Annotated in this window: 14 protein-coding genes and 1 rRNA gene; 6 read left to right on the top strand and 9 right to left on the bottom strand. The window is 50.6% G+C overall.

The window, feature by feature from the left end:
- Positions 1 to 332: ribosomal RNA gene (locus AC0YNW_RS26900) — 16S ribosomal RNA — on the bottom strand; the annotation flags it as partial.
- A 485-nt stretch (positions 333 to 817) separates the two neighbouring features.
- Between AC0YNW_RS26900 and AC0YNW_RS26895 the strand changes: the two genes are divergently transcribed.
- The gene (locus AC0YNW_RS26895) at positions 818 to 1,048 is read left to right on the top strand and encodes a copper amine oxidase N-terminal domain-containing protein (RefSeq protein ID WP_475834500.1); all 231 of its coding nucleotides are present in this window, start codon (positions 818 to 820) and stop codon (positions 1,046 to 1,048) included.
- Between the two features lie 90 nt (positions 1,049 to 1,138).
- The gene (gene glsA / locus AC0YNW_RS26890) at positions 1,139 to 2,095 is read left to right on the top strand and encodes a glutaminase A (RefSeq protein ID WP_475834499.1); all 957 of its coding nucleotides are present in this window, start codon (positions 1,139 to 1,141) and stop codon (positions 2,093 to 2,095) included.
- Positions 2,096 to 2,324: 229 nt separating this feature from the next.
- On the opposite strand, the gene AC0YNW_RS26885 is transcribed toward glsA, so the two are convergent.
- The 3 genes from AC0YNW_RS26885 to AC0YNW_RS26875 form a co-directional block, all read right to left on the bottom strand.
- Positions 2,325 to 2,825, bottom strand: coding sequence for a YkvA family protein (locus AC0YNW_RS26885; RefSeq protein ID WP_475834498.1), 501 nt, complete (start codon positions 2,823 to 2,825; stop codon positions 2,325 to 2,327).
- 80 nt (positions 2,826 to 2,905) lie between these two features.
- Positions 2,906 to 4,741 carry an ABC transporter ATP-binding protein gene (locus AC0YNW_RS26880; RefSeq protein WP_475834497.1) on the bottom strand — a complete coding sequence of 612 codons (1,836 nt, stop codon included), beginning with the start codon at positions 4,739 to 4,741 and terminating at the stop codon, positions 2,906 to 2,908.
- Positions 4,734 to 6,461, bottom strand: a complete 1,728-nt coding sequence (locus AC0YNW_RS26875) for an ABC transporter ATP-binding protein (protein ID WP_475834496.1) — start codon at positions 6,459 to 6,461, stop codon at positions 4,734 to 4,736. Before AC0YNW_RS26875 ends, AC0YNW_RS26880 begins: the two co-directional genes overlap by 8 nt.
- A gap of 262 nt (positions 6,462 to 6,723) precedes the next feature.
- On the opposite strand from AC0YNW_RS26875, the gene AC0YNW_RS26870 reads away from it, so the two are divergent.
- The 3 genes from AC0YNW_RS26870 to AC0YNW_RS26860 all read left to right on the top strand — a co-directional run bounded on the left by AC0YNW_RS26870 (position 6,724) and on the right by AC0YNW_RS26860 (position 9,828).
- Positions 6,724 to 7,632: a GGDEF domain-containing protein gene (locus AC0YNW_RS26870; RefSeq protein WP_475834495.1), complete on the top strand. Its 909-nt coding sequence runs from the start codon at positions 6,724 to 6,726 to the stop codon at positions 7,630 to 7,632.
- 111 nt (positions 7,633 to 7,743) lie between these two features.
- Complete coding sequence (locus AC0YNW_RS26865) at positions 7,744 to 9,195, top strand: SpoVR family protein (RefSeq protein ID WP_475834494.1); 1,452 nt, start codon at positions 7,744 to 7,746, stop codon at positions 9,193 to 9,195.
- A gap of 117 nt (positions 9,196 to 9,312) precedes the next feature.
- Positions 9,313 to 9,828 (top strand): WGxxGxxG family protein, encoded by a 516-nt coding sequence (locus AC0YNW_RS26860; RefSeq protein ID WP_475834493.1) that lies wholly within the window; start codon positions 9,313 to 9,315, stop codon positions 9,826 to 9,828.
- Between the two features lie 79 nt (positions 9,829 to 9,907).
- Here the strand turns inward: AC0YNW_RS26860 and AC0YNW_RS26855 are convergent, their stop codons facing one another.
- From AC0YNW_RS26855 to AC0YNW_RS26840, 4 genes are all read right to left on the bottom strand, one after another.
- Positions 9,908 to 10,453: a YhcN/YlaJ family sporulation lipoprotein gene (locus tag AC0YNW_RS26855; protein WP_475834492.1), complete on the bottom strand. Its 546-nt coding sequence runs from the start codon at positions 10,451 to 10,453 to the stop codon at positions 9,908 to 9,910.
- Between the two features lie 191 nt (positions 10,454 to 10,644).
- The gene (locus AC0YNW_RS26850; protein ID WP_475834491.1) at positions 10,645 to 11,658 is read right to left on the bottom strand and encodes a protoglobin domain-containing protein; all 1,014 of its coding nucleotides are present in this window, start codon (positions 11,656 to 11,658) and stop codon (positions 10,645 to 10,647) included.
- 111 nt (positions 11,659 to 11,769) lie between these two features.
- Entirely contained in the window at positions 11,770 to 12,069 is a 300-nt protein-coding gene (locus AC0YNW_RS26845; RefSeq protein WP_475834490.1) for a rhodanese-like domain-containing protein, read from the bottom strand.
- A gap of 202 nt (positions 12,070 to 12,271) precedes the next feature.
- Positions 12,272 to 14,167 carry a PrkA family serine protein kinase gene (locus tag AC0YNW_RS26840; protein WP_475834489.1) on the bottom strand — a complete coding sequence of 632 codons (1,896 nt, stop codon included), beginning with the start codon at positions 14,165 to 14,167 and terminating at the stop codon, positions 12,272 to 12,274.
- Positions 14,168 to 14,405: 238 nt separating this feature from the next.
- On the opposite strand from AC0YNW_RS26840, the gene AC0YNW_RS26835 reads away from it, so the two are divergent.
- Positions 14,406 to 15,125, top strand: a complete 720-nt coding sequence (locus AC0YNW_RS26835; RefSeq protein ID WP_387468803.1) for a DUF2161 family putative PD-(D/E)XK-type phosphodiesterase — start codon at positions 14,406 to 14,408, stop codon at positions 15,123 to 15,125.
- Here the strand turns inward: AC0YNW_RS26835 and AC0YNW_RS26830 are convergent.
- Complete coding sequence (locus AC0YNW_RS26830; RefSeq protein WP_475834488.1) at positions 15,109 to 16,302, bottom strand: aminotransferase-like domain-containing protein; 1,194 nt, start codon at positions 16,300 to 16,302, stop codon at positions 15,109 to 15,111. The two genes, AC0YNW_RS26835 and AC0YNW_RS26830, sit on opposite strands and share 17 nt — an antisense overlap.
- Positions 16,303 to 16,563: the final 261 nt, after the last annotated feature.

The raw sequence follows: 16,563 nt of genomic DNA, 5'->3' as shown, positions 1-16,563 counted from the left end.
GTCCCAGTGTGGCCGATCACCCTCTCAGGTCGGCTACGCATCGTCGCCTTGGTGAGCCGTTACCTCACCAACTAGCTAATGCGCCGCAGGTCCATCTGTAAGTGACAGATTGCTCCGTCTTTCCCGAATCAGTCATGCGACCGATTCGCGTATCCGGTATTAGCATTCGTTTCCGAATGTTATCCCAGTCTTACAGGCAGGTTACCTACGTGTTACTCACCCGTCCGCCGCTAACCATCAGGAGTGCAAGCACTCCATCAAGTCCGCTCGACTTGCATGTATTAGGCACGCCGCCAGCGTTCGTCCTGAGCCAGGATCAAACTCTCCATAAAAGTGTTTGACTTGCTCAATAACGTTGTTGCTTCGAAGTTCTTCACACTGACCAAGGTCAATGTGAGCTCTTCTTCTATCTATTAATTCCTTAGAATTAACAGGGCAGTTTCGCTCGTTGTTCAGTTTTCAAAGAACAATCAATTTCAGTGACAACGTTTGTTATCCTATCATATATCCCGTCATCGTGCAAGCTTTTTTAAAAATCTTTTTCAGCTTGTCGTTGACGTCCGCCGTATTTCTCGGCCGGAATTAGAATATACCATAGTCTATTTCATTTGGTCAAGCACTTTTATAAAAAAACTTTACCCGATAGTTGCTTGCATGAACCACCCTAGTGTTTTTCAATAAAATCCATTTCATAAAACACGTAAATCCGCACAAGCCCTGCACAATATAATAGGAAAAGAATAGAAATTTTAATGGCGATCCGCACGGATGGAACACTGTGGGCATGGGGTAACGGATATACGGGGGATGGCATCAAGTGGACGCCAATACTAAAACCATTACGGCTACAAAGGATCGCAATACGGTTATTTTGACGGTGGGAGAAAACTTCGCTTCTATTAATGGCGTAAAAGAAAAGCTCGATGCTCCTCCAGTTATCATCAAAGGAACTACTTTTGTGCCTGTGCGCTTTATCGGCAGCGCCTTTGGCAACGAAGTGCAATGGGATGCTGTCCACAAAACCGTAATGATTTCAACAGCTCCATAACGGCTTCCCGCTTCAAGCCATGCCGCTGTTGTATCCATGATCCCCCATCCATTATAATTTCAGAAAAAGCGTACCTAAGGAGTGAGGCCGGTGTCACAAGCACATCATCACGAATCAGAGCTTGAATTGCTGCAACGGCAGTTGCCTTTATGGCTGGTATCCAGCAAAGAGCAGTGTCGGGAAGGAAAAGTCGCTTCCTACATACCCGAATTGTCCAAAGCGCCACAAGAAGCGCTGGGCATTCATATCATCGACCAGGAAGGCTGCTCTGTCACCGCCGGTGATTGCAGCCTGACCTTCACCATGCAGAGCATATCAAAAGTATTCACCCTCCTCCTTGCGCTAATGGACAATGGCGAGGATGTTGTGTTCGACAAAGTAGGAATGGAGCCGACCGGCGACAACTTCAACTCCATGCTGAAGCTCGAGCTCGTTCAACCCGGCATTCCATTTAATCCGTTAATCAATGCGGGAGCAATCGCCATCTCCTCCCTGATTGCGGGAGGCAGCTCTGAGGAAAAATCAGAGCGTACGCTGCAGTTTTTCCGCAAGCTGGCACGGAATGACTCCCTCACCTATGATATGGCTGTCTATCACTCGGAAGCCGAATCTGCGGACTTGAACCGTTCCATGGCCTATTTTCTAAAAGACAACGGCGTGTTAAAAGGCAACGTGAACGATGTGCTGGATGTCTACTTCCGTCATTGCTCCATCGGCGTCAACTGTGCGGACTTGGCTCGAATGGCGCTCGTGCTTGCGTACAACGGTACCGATCCGATAACAGGCGTAAATCTCGTTCCCCGCCGTTACGTGCAGATCGCCAAGACGTTTATGGTCACATGCGGCATGTACAACGCCTCAGGCGAATTCGCCATCGAGGTCGGACTTCCGGCCAAGAGCGGCGTAGCCGGCGGCATTCTGTCGATGGTGCCGGGGAGGTACGGCATCGGTGTCGTTGGTCCGTCCCTGAACCCGAAAGGCAACAGCATTGCCGGCGTTCATCTGCTGGAGACGCTCTCGAAGGAAATGGATTGGAGCTTGTTCTAATAAAAAGTAAAACAATTAAGGGCTACGGGCCAGCAAATCAATTTGCTGGCCCATAGCCCTTTAATGTTTATAACTTATTGTTCTGCAGCCGGGTAATACGCGTATATTTTTCATTTGTCGTATTCATATCATTCGCATATTGGCGATCCGTCGCTAAGTTATGGTCAGTAAAGCAAGACTCCATAACAAGCGCCAGTTGCCCCATCGGCTGCAGAAATGAACCGCCCCGCTATGGGCGTGTAATCACTTTGAAATCGCGGTTGATCGCAAAAAACTGCTCCGCTTTCTCCCGATGCTCGTCCGTAATTTGGCTGCTGAGCGCTTTGTATGCAAGCAGGACGGCTGTCGCATCATCCGCAAAGCCCGCAACGGGCACAAAATCCGGAATGAGGTCAATCGGCAGAATCCAATACGCCAATGCGCCAATCGCCGTTGCTTTGGCCTTCATCGGCGTCGCCGGATCGGTGGCGCAATAATAGAGCGTCACGACTTCGCGTGCAAAAGGAACCTTGGACGCATAGCGCTTCACTTTGCCCCAGAAGCCCTCCTGCACATACTTCGCCTGCTGGTTATAATCCCCGATTTTGCCGGTCCACTTCTGGATATCCTTCTCCTCTAATTGCTCCGCTTCGACTTGCTCAGCAGCGGACGGCTCCCGATAATCCAGACCTTCCCGATGCTCTTGAGCATATCCATCTTGGGCTTGTCCCTCTTGATCTGATCGTTCCATATGATAGCCTCCTTGAAGCTTGTGTTACCCCATAATACTGCAAAGGATCAGAAACGTTTCATTTGCCATAAAAGCAGCTCTCACGTTAGCACAACCTGACCATGAACCAGCTTGCTGTAGAAGCCGTTCCGCAGCAGCAGGTCATCATGCGTGCCGCTCTCCGTGACTTCCCCGTCCTGCAGGACGATAATCCGGTCCGCCGTCTGAATCGTATTGAGACGATGGGCGATGACAAAGCTGGTTCTCCCATTCATTAACCGCTGGAGCGCCTCTTGAATTTTTATTTCCGTGACCGTATCGATACTGCTGGTCGCTTCGTCTAGCACGAGAATAGCCGGGTCCGCCAGTATGGCTCTCGCTATGGCAATAAGCTGCTTCTGGCCTTGACTGATTCCGCCGCCATCCGGCTTCAGCTTTGCTCCATATCCGCCTCTCATTCTCATAATAAAGGAATGGGCGTTAGCGAGCTTCGCAGCCTCCTCCACTTCTTCGTCAGTAGCGTCTAGCTTGCCGTAACGTATATTTTCCCGTATCGTGCCTTCGAACAAGAATGGATCTTGCAGGACAAAGGCCATATGGGAGCGCAAGCTGTCGCGCCGTATGCCGCTTGCAGGCCGACCGTCAATCCGAATGGAACCGGCCGAAGGCTCATAAAATCGGCAAAGCAGCCCGATAATCGTAGATTTGCCCGCTCCCGTCGGCCCTACGAATGCGACCGTCTCACCAGGCTCCGCATCGAAGCTGATCTGTCGCAGAATCGGATGGCCTTCCTGATACGCAAAGGAAACGTCGCGAAATTCCACCCGTCCCTTCATTGTACCCAGCGCAGCCGCCTCCCGCTCATCCGCCGCTTCCACGGGTTCGTCCATAATTTGAAAAACACGTTCGGCTCCCGCCATAGCGGACAATAGCGTATTCCACTGATTGGCCAGATCGTTCAGCGGGCGCGTGAATTGACGTGAAAACTCCGCGAATATCAATATCGTACCGACTGTAACACCATGCCCCCCAATGACGAGAAGCGAGCCTACTCCGACGATTAACGCAAAGCTCAAGTTATTGAGTCCGTTCATCAGCTTCGGAATAAAACCGGAGATCGCCTGCGCCCAGAAACCGGACATGTGTATTCGTTTATTGCGCTCATTAAAGGCTTCAATGACAACGGCTTCTCGGGAAAAAGCTTTAATAATCCGCTGGCCAGACAAGGTTTCCTCTACGAATCCGTTAAGTTCGCCGATATTGCGCTGCTGTTCTTTGAACAAGCGGCTTGTACGACTCGTAATCCACTTCATGCCAAATACCATAAGCGGAATGACCATGAAGGTAAGCAGCGTAAGCAGCGGGCTAAGCGACAGCATCACGCCGACAATGCCGACCAGCAGCAAGATGCTCGATACGAGCTGGATGAACGAGCTGTTCAGCGATGAGCTGACATTTTCGATATCGTTCGTAACGCGGCTCATCAATTCGCCATGCTGGCGCTTCGCGAAGAACGGAATTGGCAGCTTGTGCAGATGGGCGAACAAATCCCGGCGCATCCCGCGAACCGTTTCCTGCGCTACTCCTATCATCCATATATTTTGCAGCCACATCGTCCATGCGTGAAGCCCATAGACAACTGCCAAGCCGATCAGGAAAGGGACGAAGCCCGTATTTTGCACCTCTATAAATCTATCAATCGCTGTTCCTGCCAAATAAGGGCCAAGCAAAGACAATATCGTGCTGAACACGATCATCACGAATACAGCCGCCAGCTTCATGCGATGTGATGCCAGATAGCGCCAAAGCCGCTTCAGTGTTCCCGAAGCATCCTTGGCCTTCGCTGGTCGCTTTTTACCTGTATCGCGAGTGCCTGATCCTTCGCTCAGCGTTTTCGGAGGATCATAACGGAATGGCTCCTTTAACGATTCAAGCATGCGCTGCACCCGCCTTTCCGGATTGAGACTGGCAAATTTTCATATAGAGCGCGGATTCTTGCTTCATCTGCTCATGGGTGCCGCTCGCCAGCAGCTTACCTTCGTCAAGCAGCAAAATCCGGTCCGCATTGGCGGTCGAGCTTACCTTCTGTGTCACAAGGAGCGTCGTACAATTCATCGCTTTGAGCGCTTCCAGCAAAGCCGCCTCCGTCCGAACATCCAGCGCGCTGGTGCAATCGTCCAGCAATAGAATGGCCGGTTTCCGCACAAGAGCCCTCGCAATCGTCAGTCTCTGCTTCTGTCCTCCAGACAAATTCACGCCCATCTGTCCGATCACGGTATCGTACTGATTGGGAAACCGCATGATCGTCTCATGGATTTGAGCCAACTTGGCCGCTTCCATGATCTCCTCCATCGATGCGTCATCCTTGCCAAAGCGTATATTGTCCGCTACTGTCCCCGAAAACAAAACAATGTCTTGCGGCACATAGCCGATCGCCCTGCGCAGGTTCTCCATCTTCATCCTTTCATGATCTTGTCCGTCAATGCATACGGTGCCTTCAGCCGTATCGTAGAATCGGGGAATAAGCTGGAGCAGCGTCGACTTGCCAGAACCCGTAGCCCCCATAATCGCCAGCGTCTCTCCAGGCAAGGCACGGAACGAGATATCGCTCAGTATCGGCTCCTCTGTGTCCGGGTAGCGGAAGGTCACATTCCGGAACGAGATGCTTCCCTCCATTTGAGAACGGGAAGAAGCAATTTCTCCATCCTTTAACGTTGCGTCTGTGACCAGTACGTCCTCAATTCGCTCCGAGGAAGCTTTTGCCTTGGAGAAATTCACAACAATCATCGAGATCAAAGAAAAGACGCCTACGGTACGCGTCGCATAATTGACAATGGCAACAATCTCGCCAACAGATGCGCTGCCCGCTTCGAGTTGTACCCTCCCGAACCAGAGCACCGCGATAATGCCTGCGTTCATGACCAGAAGGATAATCGGCATTGTCATCTCCGTCAGCCGAAGCGCCGCAACCGTCCGGTCCATCAATTCCCCGCTGGACTTGTCGAATCTGCCCCGCTCATGCTTCATACGCACGAATACGCGAATCAGCCGCATGCCGATCAAATTTTGCTGCATAATGGCATTCACCCGGTCGAGCCTTTGCTGGACGGAGCGGAACAGCTTCTCCCCCCTTTTCATAACCAGATACAGAAAAACAGCCAGAAACGGTATGGCTCCCGCGAACCATAACGCCAGCGTCGGATTCACGACAAACGCCATAATGACGCTTCCTACAATAAAGAGCGGAGCCCGCAGCATGATTCGCAGCCCCATAAATACCGTATTTTGCAATTGAATGATGTCATTGGTCAGCCTTGTAATTAAGGAAGATTCGGGAAAGCTATTGAAGTTGGCAAAGGAAAAGGACTGGATCTTCTCGTACAGCTTCTCCCGCAGGTCATAACCAAAGCTCTGGCTGACATGAGCGGCATAGAAGGAGCTTAAAATTCCGACCGCAAACGCCAAGACAGAACACAGCAGCAGAATGCCGCCCCACAGGAAGATTACTTCCGTATCGCGCATCTGAATGCCTTCATCAATCATTTTCGCCATAATATAGGGCTGGAACAGCTCTATCAAAAGTTCTGTCAGCATAAGCGACAGCGCAACGATCGCCGCAACCCGGTATCGTTTCAAATAAGAAAAAACAGTTCTCATTGCTAAACGTCCTCTCCGGCACCATCCCATGATGTCCTATTTAGTTTCCATATACATCTATTATTATAAAGCCTTCCGGCCAAAAATGGCATGGATCTATCCCGTATGTTGGTTCGAGGGATACTAATTCCATATTCTAGGGATAAATTCCTACTTTGCTCCTAAAATGGTTGAGGACGTCCATTGTTTAGACTACTATAGTACTAGATAAGCTACTGAAATCAAGGACTATCGCCCTTACTACAAGGCAGGAGTTGAGATTATGAGCAGCCATGTCCGCTCAATCGAAGATGCAGCAGCAGGGATCATTCAAACGTTGAAGCATATCTCCAAGGTCAACACGATCTGCGTGACCGCGAATGACGGAACCTTGTCCAATCGCATTATTGGCGTCTATAACCGCGATCAGCAGCTTGTACCCTATGGAGCGGCTATGCCGATCCTGGCGAACTCGCTGCCGCATCAACAAACCACCCAATTTCATCACATTCCGAGCGTCATGGACGACAGTCGAATGACAGCCTCAGCCCCTTTACCCTTTATCAGCGACTGCTCTATGGTCTCCGTCTCGATCTATAAAGCCGATTCCTCTGCGCTTATCGGCTCCATCTGCTTGCTGGACAAGTCCCCTATCGAGCTGTCAGAAGCCGAGCAGGACTCGCTGCAATCCTTATCCTCGCTGCTTGGTTACATCATTGAACTGGAGAACGCCAGCCTAACCGACAGTTTGACAGGATTGTATAACCGCAGATATCTTACCCATCTGTGCAACAATGGCTCGGACAAGCTGTATAGCGTCCTCTTTATTGATATCGATGATTTCAAGGAAGTGAATGACCGCTATGGGCATGACACAGGCGATTTCCTGCTGCAAGAGATAGCGTCAAGGCTTCGGGCGAGCGTGCGCCGCTCCGATGTTCTCATTCGGTATGGCGGCGATGAATTTCTGATCTGCTTCCAGCATCTTGCGGATGATAGCGATCTGGCCATTATCGCAGACAAAATCAAGCTTTCGCTCAAGCAGCCCTACCTGATCGGCGGCCAGCTCGTCTATATCTATGCCAGCGTCGGCATGAGCTCCAAGCAAGGCGGAGGCTCGACACTGCGCGAACTGATCACCGATGCCGACCACTCCATGTACGATATGAAAAACAGCGATAAAAACGACTAATACTCTGCTTACCTGTACAGGCCAAATCGTCTATCCTCCACATAACCGTCCCTCTCCATTCATACATATGGTATGAACCGTGTTTTATACACCCACCTGGAGGGATGAGAGATGAATCAGGATGAGATTCGCGAACTGGAGCGAGCCATCGATGAGATAACGGAGATCGCGCAGGGCTTCGGCCTGGATTTCTACCAGATGCGATACGAGATCTGCCCCGCGGACATTATCTATACGTTCGGCGCTTACGGCATGCCTACCCGCTTCAGCCATTGGAGCTTCGGGAAGACATTCAATAAGATGAAGATGCAATATGATTTCGGGCTTAGCAAAATTTACGAGCTCGTCATCAACTCTAACCCGTGCTACGCCTTTCTGCTGGAAGGCAATTCCCTCATTCAGAACAAATTAATTGTTGCTCACGTCTTAGCTCACTGCGATTTCTTCAAAAATAACGCCCGCTTCGGCGTGTCGAACCGCAACATGGTGGAGAGCATGTCGGCTACAGCCGATCGGATTCACCAGTACGAGCTGCAATACGGCTCCGAAGCTGTCGAGAAATTTATTGATGCCATCCTCGCCATTCAGGAACATGTAGATCCCACTTTAATTAAACCCTATCAGTTGGATAAGAAACGATACATTGAGATGAGCCAAAAGGAACAGGAACGTTCCGCTGGACCCGCCCAACCGAACGCCTACGAGGAATTGTGGAATTTGGATACCGAAGCTGTCGCAGAAGCTAAAGCGGTAGCCGAGGAACTGGCAGCAGAAGCGAGACGCTTCCCACCTAAGCCGGAGAAGGACATCATATGGTTCATCGAAGAATATTCCCCCATTCTGGAGGACTGGCAGCGGGACATCCTGACGATGCTGCGCGATGAGATGCTATACTTCTGGCCGCAAATCGAGACCAAAATCATGAACGAAGGCTGGGCTTCGTATTGGCATCAGCGTATCATTCGGGAGATGGATCTGACAAGCGACGAAACCATTGAATTCGCCAAGCTGAATTCCTCGGTCGTCGTACCGTCCCGACACAGCCTGAATCCGTATTATTTGGGGCTGAAAGTTTTCGAAGATATTGAACGCCGCTGGGACAACCCAACAAAAGAGGAGCAGGAGCGATTCGGACGCGTGCCCGGCAAGGGACGCGAGAAGATATTCGAGGTAAGGGAATTCGATTCCGATATTTCCTTCCTGCGCAATTATTTGACCAAAAATCTGGTCGACGATCTGGATTTGTATATATTCGAGAAGAAAGGACCTGAGTGGAAAATTACCGACAAGTCGTGGGAGAACATTCGGGATCAGCTCGTTTACTCCAAGGTAAATGGGGGATTTCCCAGCTTGTTCGTAAAGGATGGCGACTTCAACCGAGTAGGGGAATTGTATCTCATTCATCAATATGAAGGAACGGAGCTTGACCTGAAATATGTGGAGCGGACACTGCCTTACGTCGTTCAGCTCTGGGGAAAAAACGTGCATCTGGAAACCATCGTCGAGGATAAGAAATTAGTATTTAGCTGTGACGGGAAAAAAACGAGCAGAAAGTTCGTCTAAGGCGTGTCCCCGTTACTTACCATCCCTGATCTAGCCAATGGCTTGCATACGAAAGTCCAATACGGACGATCATAAGCCGGAAAGCTAATTCATTAAAGAAAGGGATGTTCACAGCTAATGAAAAAAGCAGGATTATTCGCCATTATGTTCGCATGCTTCACCATGGTCTTCACGGTTCCAACAGCCGACGCTAACCGCGCCAGCATGGTCGAACCAAACGGTTCGATGTCGGTAGCCCCGTCACCAACAGCTTATCCGAATGGCAACACCGTGACGAATAATCTGAACCGTGCCACTACCAATGTAGGGAATGGAGTAAACCGCACCATTAACGGCATGGAAAATGGCATGAACCGTGCAATAACCGGCGTAGAAAACGGTGTGAATCGTACCGTTACAGGCATGGAGAATGGTGCAAATCGTGCACTTGGCGTACGCGACAACAATGCTTACACCACCAACAATGCCAACAACAACTACAATCGCAACAATGCGAACATGAATCGCAATAACTACAGAGCGACAGCAAACACAACAACGAATGCCAACCGCGGATTTAGCTGGGGCTGGCTCGGTCTGCTAGGCTTGCTCGGACTTGCCGGCATGAGAAGCCGCGACCGCGATCGCACATAATCTAGATAACATATGGAGAAGCCTTCAAGAATCGCGATCTCGCGAGCCCTTGAAGGCTTCTCTATTCCTTCCCGGCTAATTAAGGGCGAATGGAAGATACATCGATGGCATCCGCCAATATGCCGATATCCTGATTCCGCATGTAAGCCCGGTAACCTTTGTTCTGTCTCGCGCTTACCGATTTGATGCGCTCGCGCAGCTCGTCACTGGCCGTAATATGGTAGCGGTACTCCGGATATTGCCAAGTTAACGCAGACATGACCCGCTTCTCAATTATTCTTTTATTGCCGGTGTTATGATCGGTCTCAAGACCAACCAGCACATCGGTGTCGTTCATGACAGCAATTGCAGTCTTGACACCAGGCACGTTCTCTGCTATATGGGCAAGCTGGTCGTGATTAATTCTGTTTGGATTGGTATTCACTTCTCCAGCCGGTCTTCCTGTATGGTCATCCGGTATAGCCTTCCCATCGGATGAAATCCGGTTAAGCGGCTTAATCGCATTCTGCCTGATCTGCCGATCACGATTCGTATAATCGTCAGGCTCATTCCCACAGCCGCCAGTCATAACTAGCGCACTTGTTACAATGACAATCGATAGCGAAGTTCTGATATGCATCCTCATCTTCAAGCACCTCCGTGTATGCTCTTAACATGTACGAAGGCTACTTAAATATACATATCTCAGCACTTATTCCTACGTCTGGCATACATCCGTAGCAACCTTGAGCGCCTGCGCTCCTATGCCCCTCTGTATACGCCTTTCACCGGAACAATTAAAAAAGAAGCACTGCTATGAGCGCTCCTTAACTTTCCTTATTCGTCATCTGATTGATTCAACTGCTGCAAATCTTTGGTTACTTTCTCTACCATCTGAACGAAGGAAGCCAGCTCTTGCGAGCGTCCGGCCTGATTGCGCGCCTCCACCGATGTCTGCTCTGATTCACGGCGCACTTCGCTTAGCTTCCTCTCGATCTCTTCCAGCTTGGACGTGATGCCCTCCATAGCTCCGCGCGAGGAGGCAGCCAGCTTCCGGACCTCATTCGCTACAACCTCGAAACCTCTGCCGTTCTCTCCTGCTCTGGCCGCTTCGATGGCAGCATTGAGACCAAGCAGATGCGTCTGATCGGACAAACCGCGAATGAGGCTGCCCATCTCATGAATACCATCCAGCTCTGAACGCAGTTCTCCCAGCAACGTATGCGTCTTATCCTGTGACTGCGAGGTTGATATTGCGGTAGCCGCAATGATTTGCGCCCCTTCGTCCAGCTCTACCATTAAGCTAACCAATTCCTGAACAGCGCTGGTCACCGTTGTCAGCATATGCGAGCGGGAATCCGCAAGCTTCTGAATCCGATACTGCTCATGCAGGTTATAGGCCTCCAGGACAAACTGGGAATCCAAATTGAACATTTTCGAAAGCGCATGCACAACAAGCTGCCAGCGTTCAGGCATGGTACGCTTCAGCACATCCGTCGCGATATCCAGATAAGTCATATACGATCCCAGATACCAGTCCGTCGTTAATCCAATTCTGGAGTGAACGGCGCCGATTCTGATACGGTTATCAATAAAGTCGGAATCGATGACACCATCGGTGAGCGACATCCAGTATACGCGTTGTGTTTCTTTCAATCTCTCTACCGTGCTCACTTTCGAGATTAGTGCCAGTAATTCCGGCTGCTGTCCGATCTTATCATAGAAGCGAGTTACAACCTCTTCCACGACCTGCTGGAATATCGGTCTGCAATCGTTAAGCAATTGCAAGTCATGCTCCCCAATTCCCGTATAGTCCAGTTGCTTCCGACGTTCTGCAGTTACGTTAATCAATGCGCACGACTCCTTAGCGGTTATAGTTGAATGTCTAGTATCTATTATATATCGACTATTCCGCAATTTCCCATAATCTTTTTTCGGATTCAAATGATAGAGTCGCGCTTGTTATCCATAGGCCTTGTCCCAAAACCAGGAAGACATGCCGCCCTTCATATTATAGACCCGATAACCGGAGGCCTGCAGCCATTCGCAGGCAGTCCCGCTTCTGCTGCCGCTTCTGCACACCACGATGATATCTGCGGTTCGGTCAAGCTCCGCAGCCTTCTCCTCAAGTTGTCCAAGCGGAATATGAATCGCTCCTGGGATATGTCCGTTCGTCATCCACTCCGACAGCTCCCGGACATCCACAATTACCGGCTTATGCCTGAGCAGCTGCTCTACTTCATACGGCATCATTTCTTTCATGGACGCGCCCCTTTTCCATTAAGGATGAATACTACCTGGATTCATTACGACAAAATGGACAAGTTTAATCACAATACCCCTGCAGGTATGACAGTAATAAGAAAACTATAATCCCTTCCCCGCAGGCGCGTCAACGCACAGGGAGTGGATATAATGGAAATAAGAAGAACCTTTGTCGCCGTGACAAAGGTTCTTCTCACCATTAGCGGTTCAGCAGACTGCCTACATACCGGAGCAACTCATTTGCGCATACCGGGCAATAAAGATGCTCGTCAATGAGCCGCTTCGTCACTTCATTAATCCGTTTGAGCTGGCTCTCATCCGGCGTCTTGGTCGAGGTTGTAATTTTCACGATATCCTTCAGATCGGTAAAAAGCTTTTTCTCCACTGCTTCTCTCAGACGCTCATGGCTGGTGAAGTCGAATTTTTTGCCTTTGCGCGAGTAGGATGATATCCGAATCAGGATTTCTTCGCGGAACGCTTTCTTTGCATTTTCCGATACGCCGATTTGTTCCTCTATGGATCGCATCAGCCTCTCGTCCGGGTCCATCTCTTCTCCCGTTAGCGGGTCTTTGATCTTGGCCCAATTGCAATACGCTTCAATATTGTCCAGATAATTCTCGAACAGTGTGCGAGCCGATTCCTCGAAGGAATAGACAAAGGCCTTCTGGATTTCTTTCTTCGCAAGACCGTCGTATTCCTTACGCGCAATAGAGATGAAATTCAAGTACCGCTCGCGCTCCTCCTTCGTAATCGACGGATGCTGATCCAGTCCATCCTTGAGAGCTCGAAGCACATCCAGCGCATTGATGCATTGCATATCCTGCTTGATCAGCGCGCTCGATATACGGTTAATGACATAACGAGGATCAATACCTGACATGCCCTCTTCCATATATTCGTTCTGCATCTCTTTCAGGTCAGCTTCCTTGAAGCCTTCCACTTCCTGGCCGTCATACATGCGCATCTTCTTAACGAGATCCATCCCTTGCTTCTTTGTTTCCTTAAGCCGCGTCAGAATGGAGAAGATAGCTGCCGATTTGAGCGCATGAGGGGCAATATGAATATGGCGCATGTCGCTCTGTGAGATTAGCTTCGTATAAATTTTTTCTTCTTCCGATACCTTCAGATTATATGGAATCGGCATGACGATCATCCGCGATTGGAGCGCTTCGTTTTTCTTGTTGGCGATAAACGATTTGTACTCGGATTCATTCGTATGCGCGACGATCAATTCGTCAGCGCTAATGAGCGCGAACCGCCCCGCCTTGAAGTTGCCCTCTTGGGTTAGCGACAGCAGGTTCCACAGGAACTTCTCATCGCATTTCAGCATCTCCTGGAATTCCATCAATCCCCGGTTCGCTTTGTTCAGCTCTCCGTCGAATCGATAAGCCCTCGGGTCCGACTCCGAGCCGAATTCGGTAATGGTAGAGAAATCAATGCTTCCGGTCAAATCGGCAATATCCTGCGACTTCGGATCAGAAGGACTGAACGTTCCGATGCCCACCCGGTTATCCTCGGAGATAAAGACGCGCTCCACCAGCACGCTTTCAATCCGCCCATCATATTCCGTGTTCAATCTCATCTGACAGGAAGGGCACAGATTGCCTTCTATTCTGACATTCAGCTCCTTCTCAATCTCGGGTCTTAATTCATGGGGAATGAGATGAAGAGGGTCCTCATGCATCGGACAGCCTTTAATCGAATAAACGGCGCCTTTCTGCGTACGGGAGAAACGCTCGAGTCCTTTCTTCAGCATCGTGACAATCGTCGATTTGCCTCCGCTGACCGGGCCCATCAGCAGCAGGATCCGCTTACGGACATCCAGCCTCCGGGCGGCTGAGTGAAAGTATTCCTCCACCAGCTTCTCCACAGCCCGGTCCAGGCCGAATATTTCCTGTTCGAAAAACTTATACGTTTTTCGCCCGCCAGCTTCCTCGACCCCATAGGATTCGATCATCTCGTACACGCGTGCATGTGCGGTCATGGCCGGGGTGGGATCCTTCCTCAGCAGCTCGATGAATTCCTTGAAGTTTCCTGTCCACGCCAATCTTTCGCCTTCTGCCTGATATTCCGATATTCGCTTGAAAATGTCCATGCCGTGCCTCCTCCCATCGCTTCCGCTAATACGCTATTTCCTCTCCGCTCGGGATTCATACCATGCGCTAACCTTAAGGCCATCATTTTTTTGAAGTATTACATACCTATGCTTATTCCAAGCGGAAATTGACCACTATTTTATACTGCCTTCCCGCAAATATCGACAAGCGCCCCATGTCCTTTGGTATAATAGGTGAACCAGAGCTAAGCCACGTCCATGGAGAGGAGAATGAGGGTTGGCTGTTCAATTGGAAGAAGAAATGTACGTCCCGATCAAACGCTTCTATGAGCAGCGGGGTTATACCGTCAAAGCGGAGGTGATGCACTGCGACCTGGTCGCGGTACATCCAGAGCGGGACGAGACCGTTATTGTGGAAATGAAAAAAACGTTCAATCTCGCCTTGCTGCTGCAAGGGATCGAACGTCTTCGGCTTAATGGAGATGTGGTGCTCGCTGTAGAACGGAACCGCAAGAAAAGCGGCGCTCATAATCAACGCTTTGGCGATTTGACTGAGCTGTGCCGGATGTTGGGTCTTGGACTGATGACCGTTACGTTCTACAAAACCAAAGCGCCGGTCATCGACGTATTATGCGAGCCAGGGGAACCTCCCGTCCGCGGTGCGCGCCATCGCAAGCGGAGCAGGCTGCTAATGGAATTCAGAGAGCGCAGCGGCGACTATAATGTCGGCGGCAGCACCGGCAGGAAGCTCGTGACCGCTTATCGCGAGAAGGCGCTCAAATGCGCTTATGTCCTGCATCAAAAGGGACCCTCTGCGCCACGCGAGCTTGTTGCGGCCACCGGTATCGGCAAAAGCGGAGATATGCTTCGCAGCAATTATTACGGCTGGTTCCAGCGTGTCGAACGCGGCAAATACGCCCTGCTTCCGCAGGGCGTAGAGGCGCTTGATCTATACAGGGAAGTTATCGCGGACTGGATTGCTAGCTGCGAACTGTAAACTCCCCGATGGCTTCAACCAGGCGGGCCACGCCTTGCACCGTGCGCTCGTCTTTAGTATACGTATAGTTCAGTCGAGCGGTATTGCGCTTCGGCTGATCAGCATAGAAGGAGCTTCCCGGCACGAAGGCTACGCCTTTCTGCACAGCGCACCTGAGCAGTGCCTCCGCATCGAGCCCCTCCGGCAATTCGACCCACAGGAACATACCGCCTTGAGGTTTCACCCAGTTTAGGCCAGGCAGCGCTTCACGTCTTAGCAGCGCGTCCATCTCATTCATCCGGGTCCCATATTCCTTGGAGATCAATGCAATATGAACATCCAGATCAAAGCCGCTCAAGAGCTGACTCAAGATTTGCTGATCCATCGTACTCGACTGAAGATCCGCCGCTTGCTTCGCCTTCTCCACCATCCGGATTACACGGCTGTCGCCGATTGCCCATCCGGTACGGAGCGCCGGCGCTACCGTCTTGGAGAATGTGCTCGTATACAGGACGGGATTATCCTGGGCACTGCCCGCCATTGCGAACAGGGAAGGATACTCCTCTTCATTAAACTTAATGTCGCCATAAGGATCATCTTCAATAATAAGCATGTCATATTGCTTGACCAGCTCCAGCATCCGCTTGCGGCGCTCCTGGCTCCAGACACGGCCTGTCGGATTGCCGAAGGTTGGAACAGCGTACAACAGCTTCGGCTTATGCTTGCGAATCAGCTCTTCCGCCGATTCCGGCACCATGCCGAACTCGTCACTCTCCGCCGATACAACGTTGAGACCATGAAGGGCGAATACCTGCAAGCAAGCCAAGTAAGTCGGCCGTTCGACCAGAATCGTGTCCCCCGGCTCGGTCAACACGCCTACGAGCAAGTCAATCGCTTGCTGCGAGCCAGTCGTGAGAATCATCTCCTCCGGGGTCACAACCATGCCCTTGGCAGCCATCCTCTCGCATAGCTGCTCCCTAAGAGGAAGAAATCCCTCCGTCAACCCGTATTGCAGCGCACCGGTTCCTTTATCAAGCACACGTCCGGCCGCTTCGCGCACAGCCTGTACCGGGAACAGCTCCTCGGCTGGCAGACCGCCTGCGAACGAAATCATGTCTTTGCCTTGCGTCAGCTTCAGAATGTCACGTACAGCCGATGATTTCAGCTGCGACACTCTGGATGAAAAACGGTATTCCATTCCCCTCGCCCCTTCAAACATAGTCTATGGATGTAGCTTGCATACGGAGCTTCGCGCCGAAGTCCATCTTCTACTACTCATATCCTTTATGTTAACAATGTGTTCACAACATTTAAAGTTTTCTTTTTGAAACATGTTGGTTATAATAAAGCTAGCTAATTGGAGGTGTCGAAAACATGAACTTTTTGATCGTAATGACCGTGTTTATCCTGTTCATTACCGCCATTCTGACCAGCTCTTACAACGACGATAAGACTAAAG

The organism is Paenibacillus sp. J31R120 (genome assembly GCF_056269225.1).
The sequence above is the reverse complement of the archived record's forward strand: the minus strand, read 5'-3'. Positions and strand labels throughout refer to the sequence as shown.

What these genes read in the sequence shown, in the direction of transcription:
- AC0YNW_RS26885 (WP_475834498.1), bottom strand. Translation starts at nt 2,825, where the DNA reads ATGGAACGATCAGATCAAGAGGGACAAGCCCAAGATGGATATGCTCAA.
- AC0YNW_RS26880 (WP_475834497.1), bottom strand. Translation starts at nt 4,741, where the DNA reads ATGCTTGAATCGTTAAAGGAGCCATTCCGTTATGATCCTCCGAAAACG.
- AC0YNW_RS26875 (WP_475834496.1), bottom strand. Translation starts at nt 6,461, where the DNA reads ATGAGAACTGTTTTTTCTTATTTGAAACGATACCGGGTTGCGGCGATC.
- AC0YNW_RS26870 (WP_475834495.1), top strand. Translation starts at nt 6,724, where the DNA reads ATGAGCAGCCATGTCCGCTCAATCGAAGATGCAGCAGCAGGGATCATT.
- AC0YNW_RS26865 (WP_475834494.1), top strand. Translation starts at nt 7,744, where the DNA reads ATGAATCAGGATGAGATTCGCGAACTGGAGCGAGCCATCGATGAGATA.
- AC0YNW_RS26860 (WP_475834493.1), top strand. Translation starts at nt 9,313, where the DNA reads ATGAAAAAAGCAGGATTATTCGCCATTATGTTCGCATGCTTCACCATG.
- AC0YNW_RS26855 (WP_475834492.1), bottom strand. Translation starts at nt 10,453, where the DNA reads ATGAGGATGCATATCAGAACTTCGCTATCGATTGTCATTGTAACAAGT.
- AC0YNW_RS26845 (WP_475834490.1), bottom strand. Translation starts at nt 12,069, where the DNA reads ATGAAAGAAATGATGCCGTATGAAGTAGAGCAGCTGCTCAGGCATAAG.
- AC0YNW_RS26840 (WP_475834489.1), bottom strand. Translation starts at nt 14,167, where the DNA reads ATGGACATTTTCAAGCGAATATCGGAATATCAGGCAGAAGGCGAAAGA.
- AC0YNW_RS26830 (WP_475834488.1), bottom strand. Translation starts at nt 16,302, where the DNA reads ATGGAATACCGTTTTTCATCCAGAGTGTCGCAGCTGAAATCATCGGCT.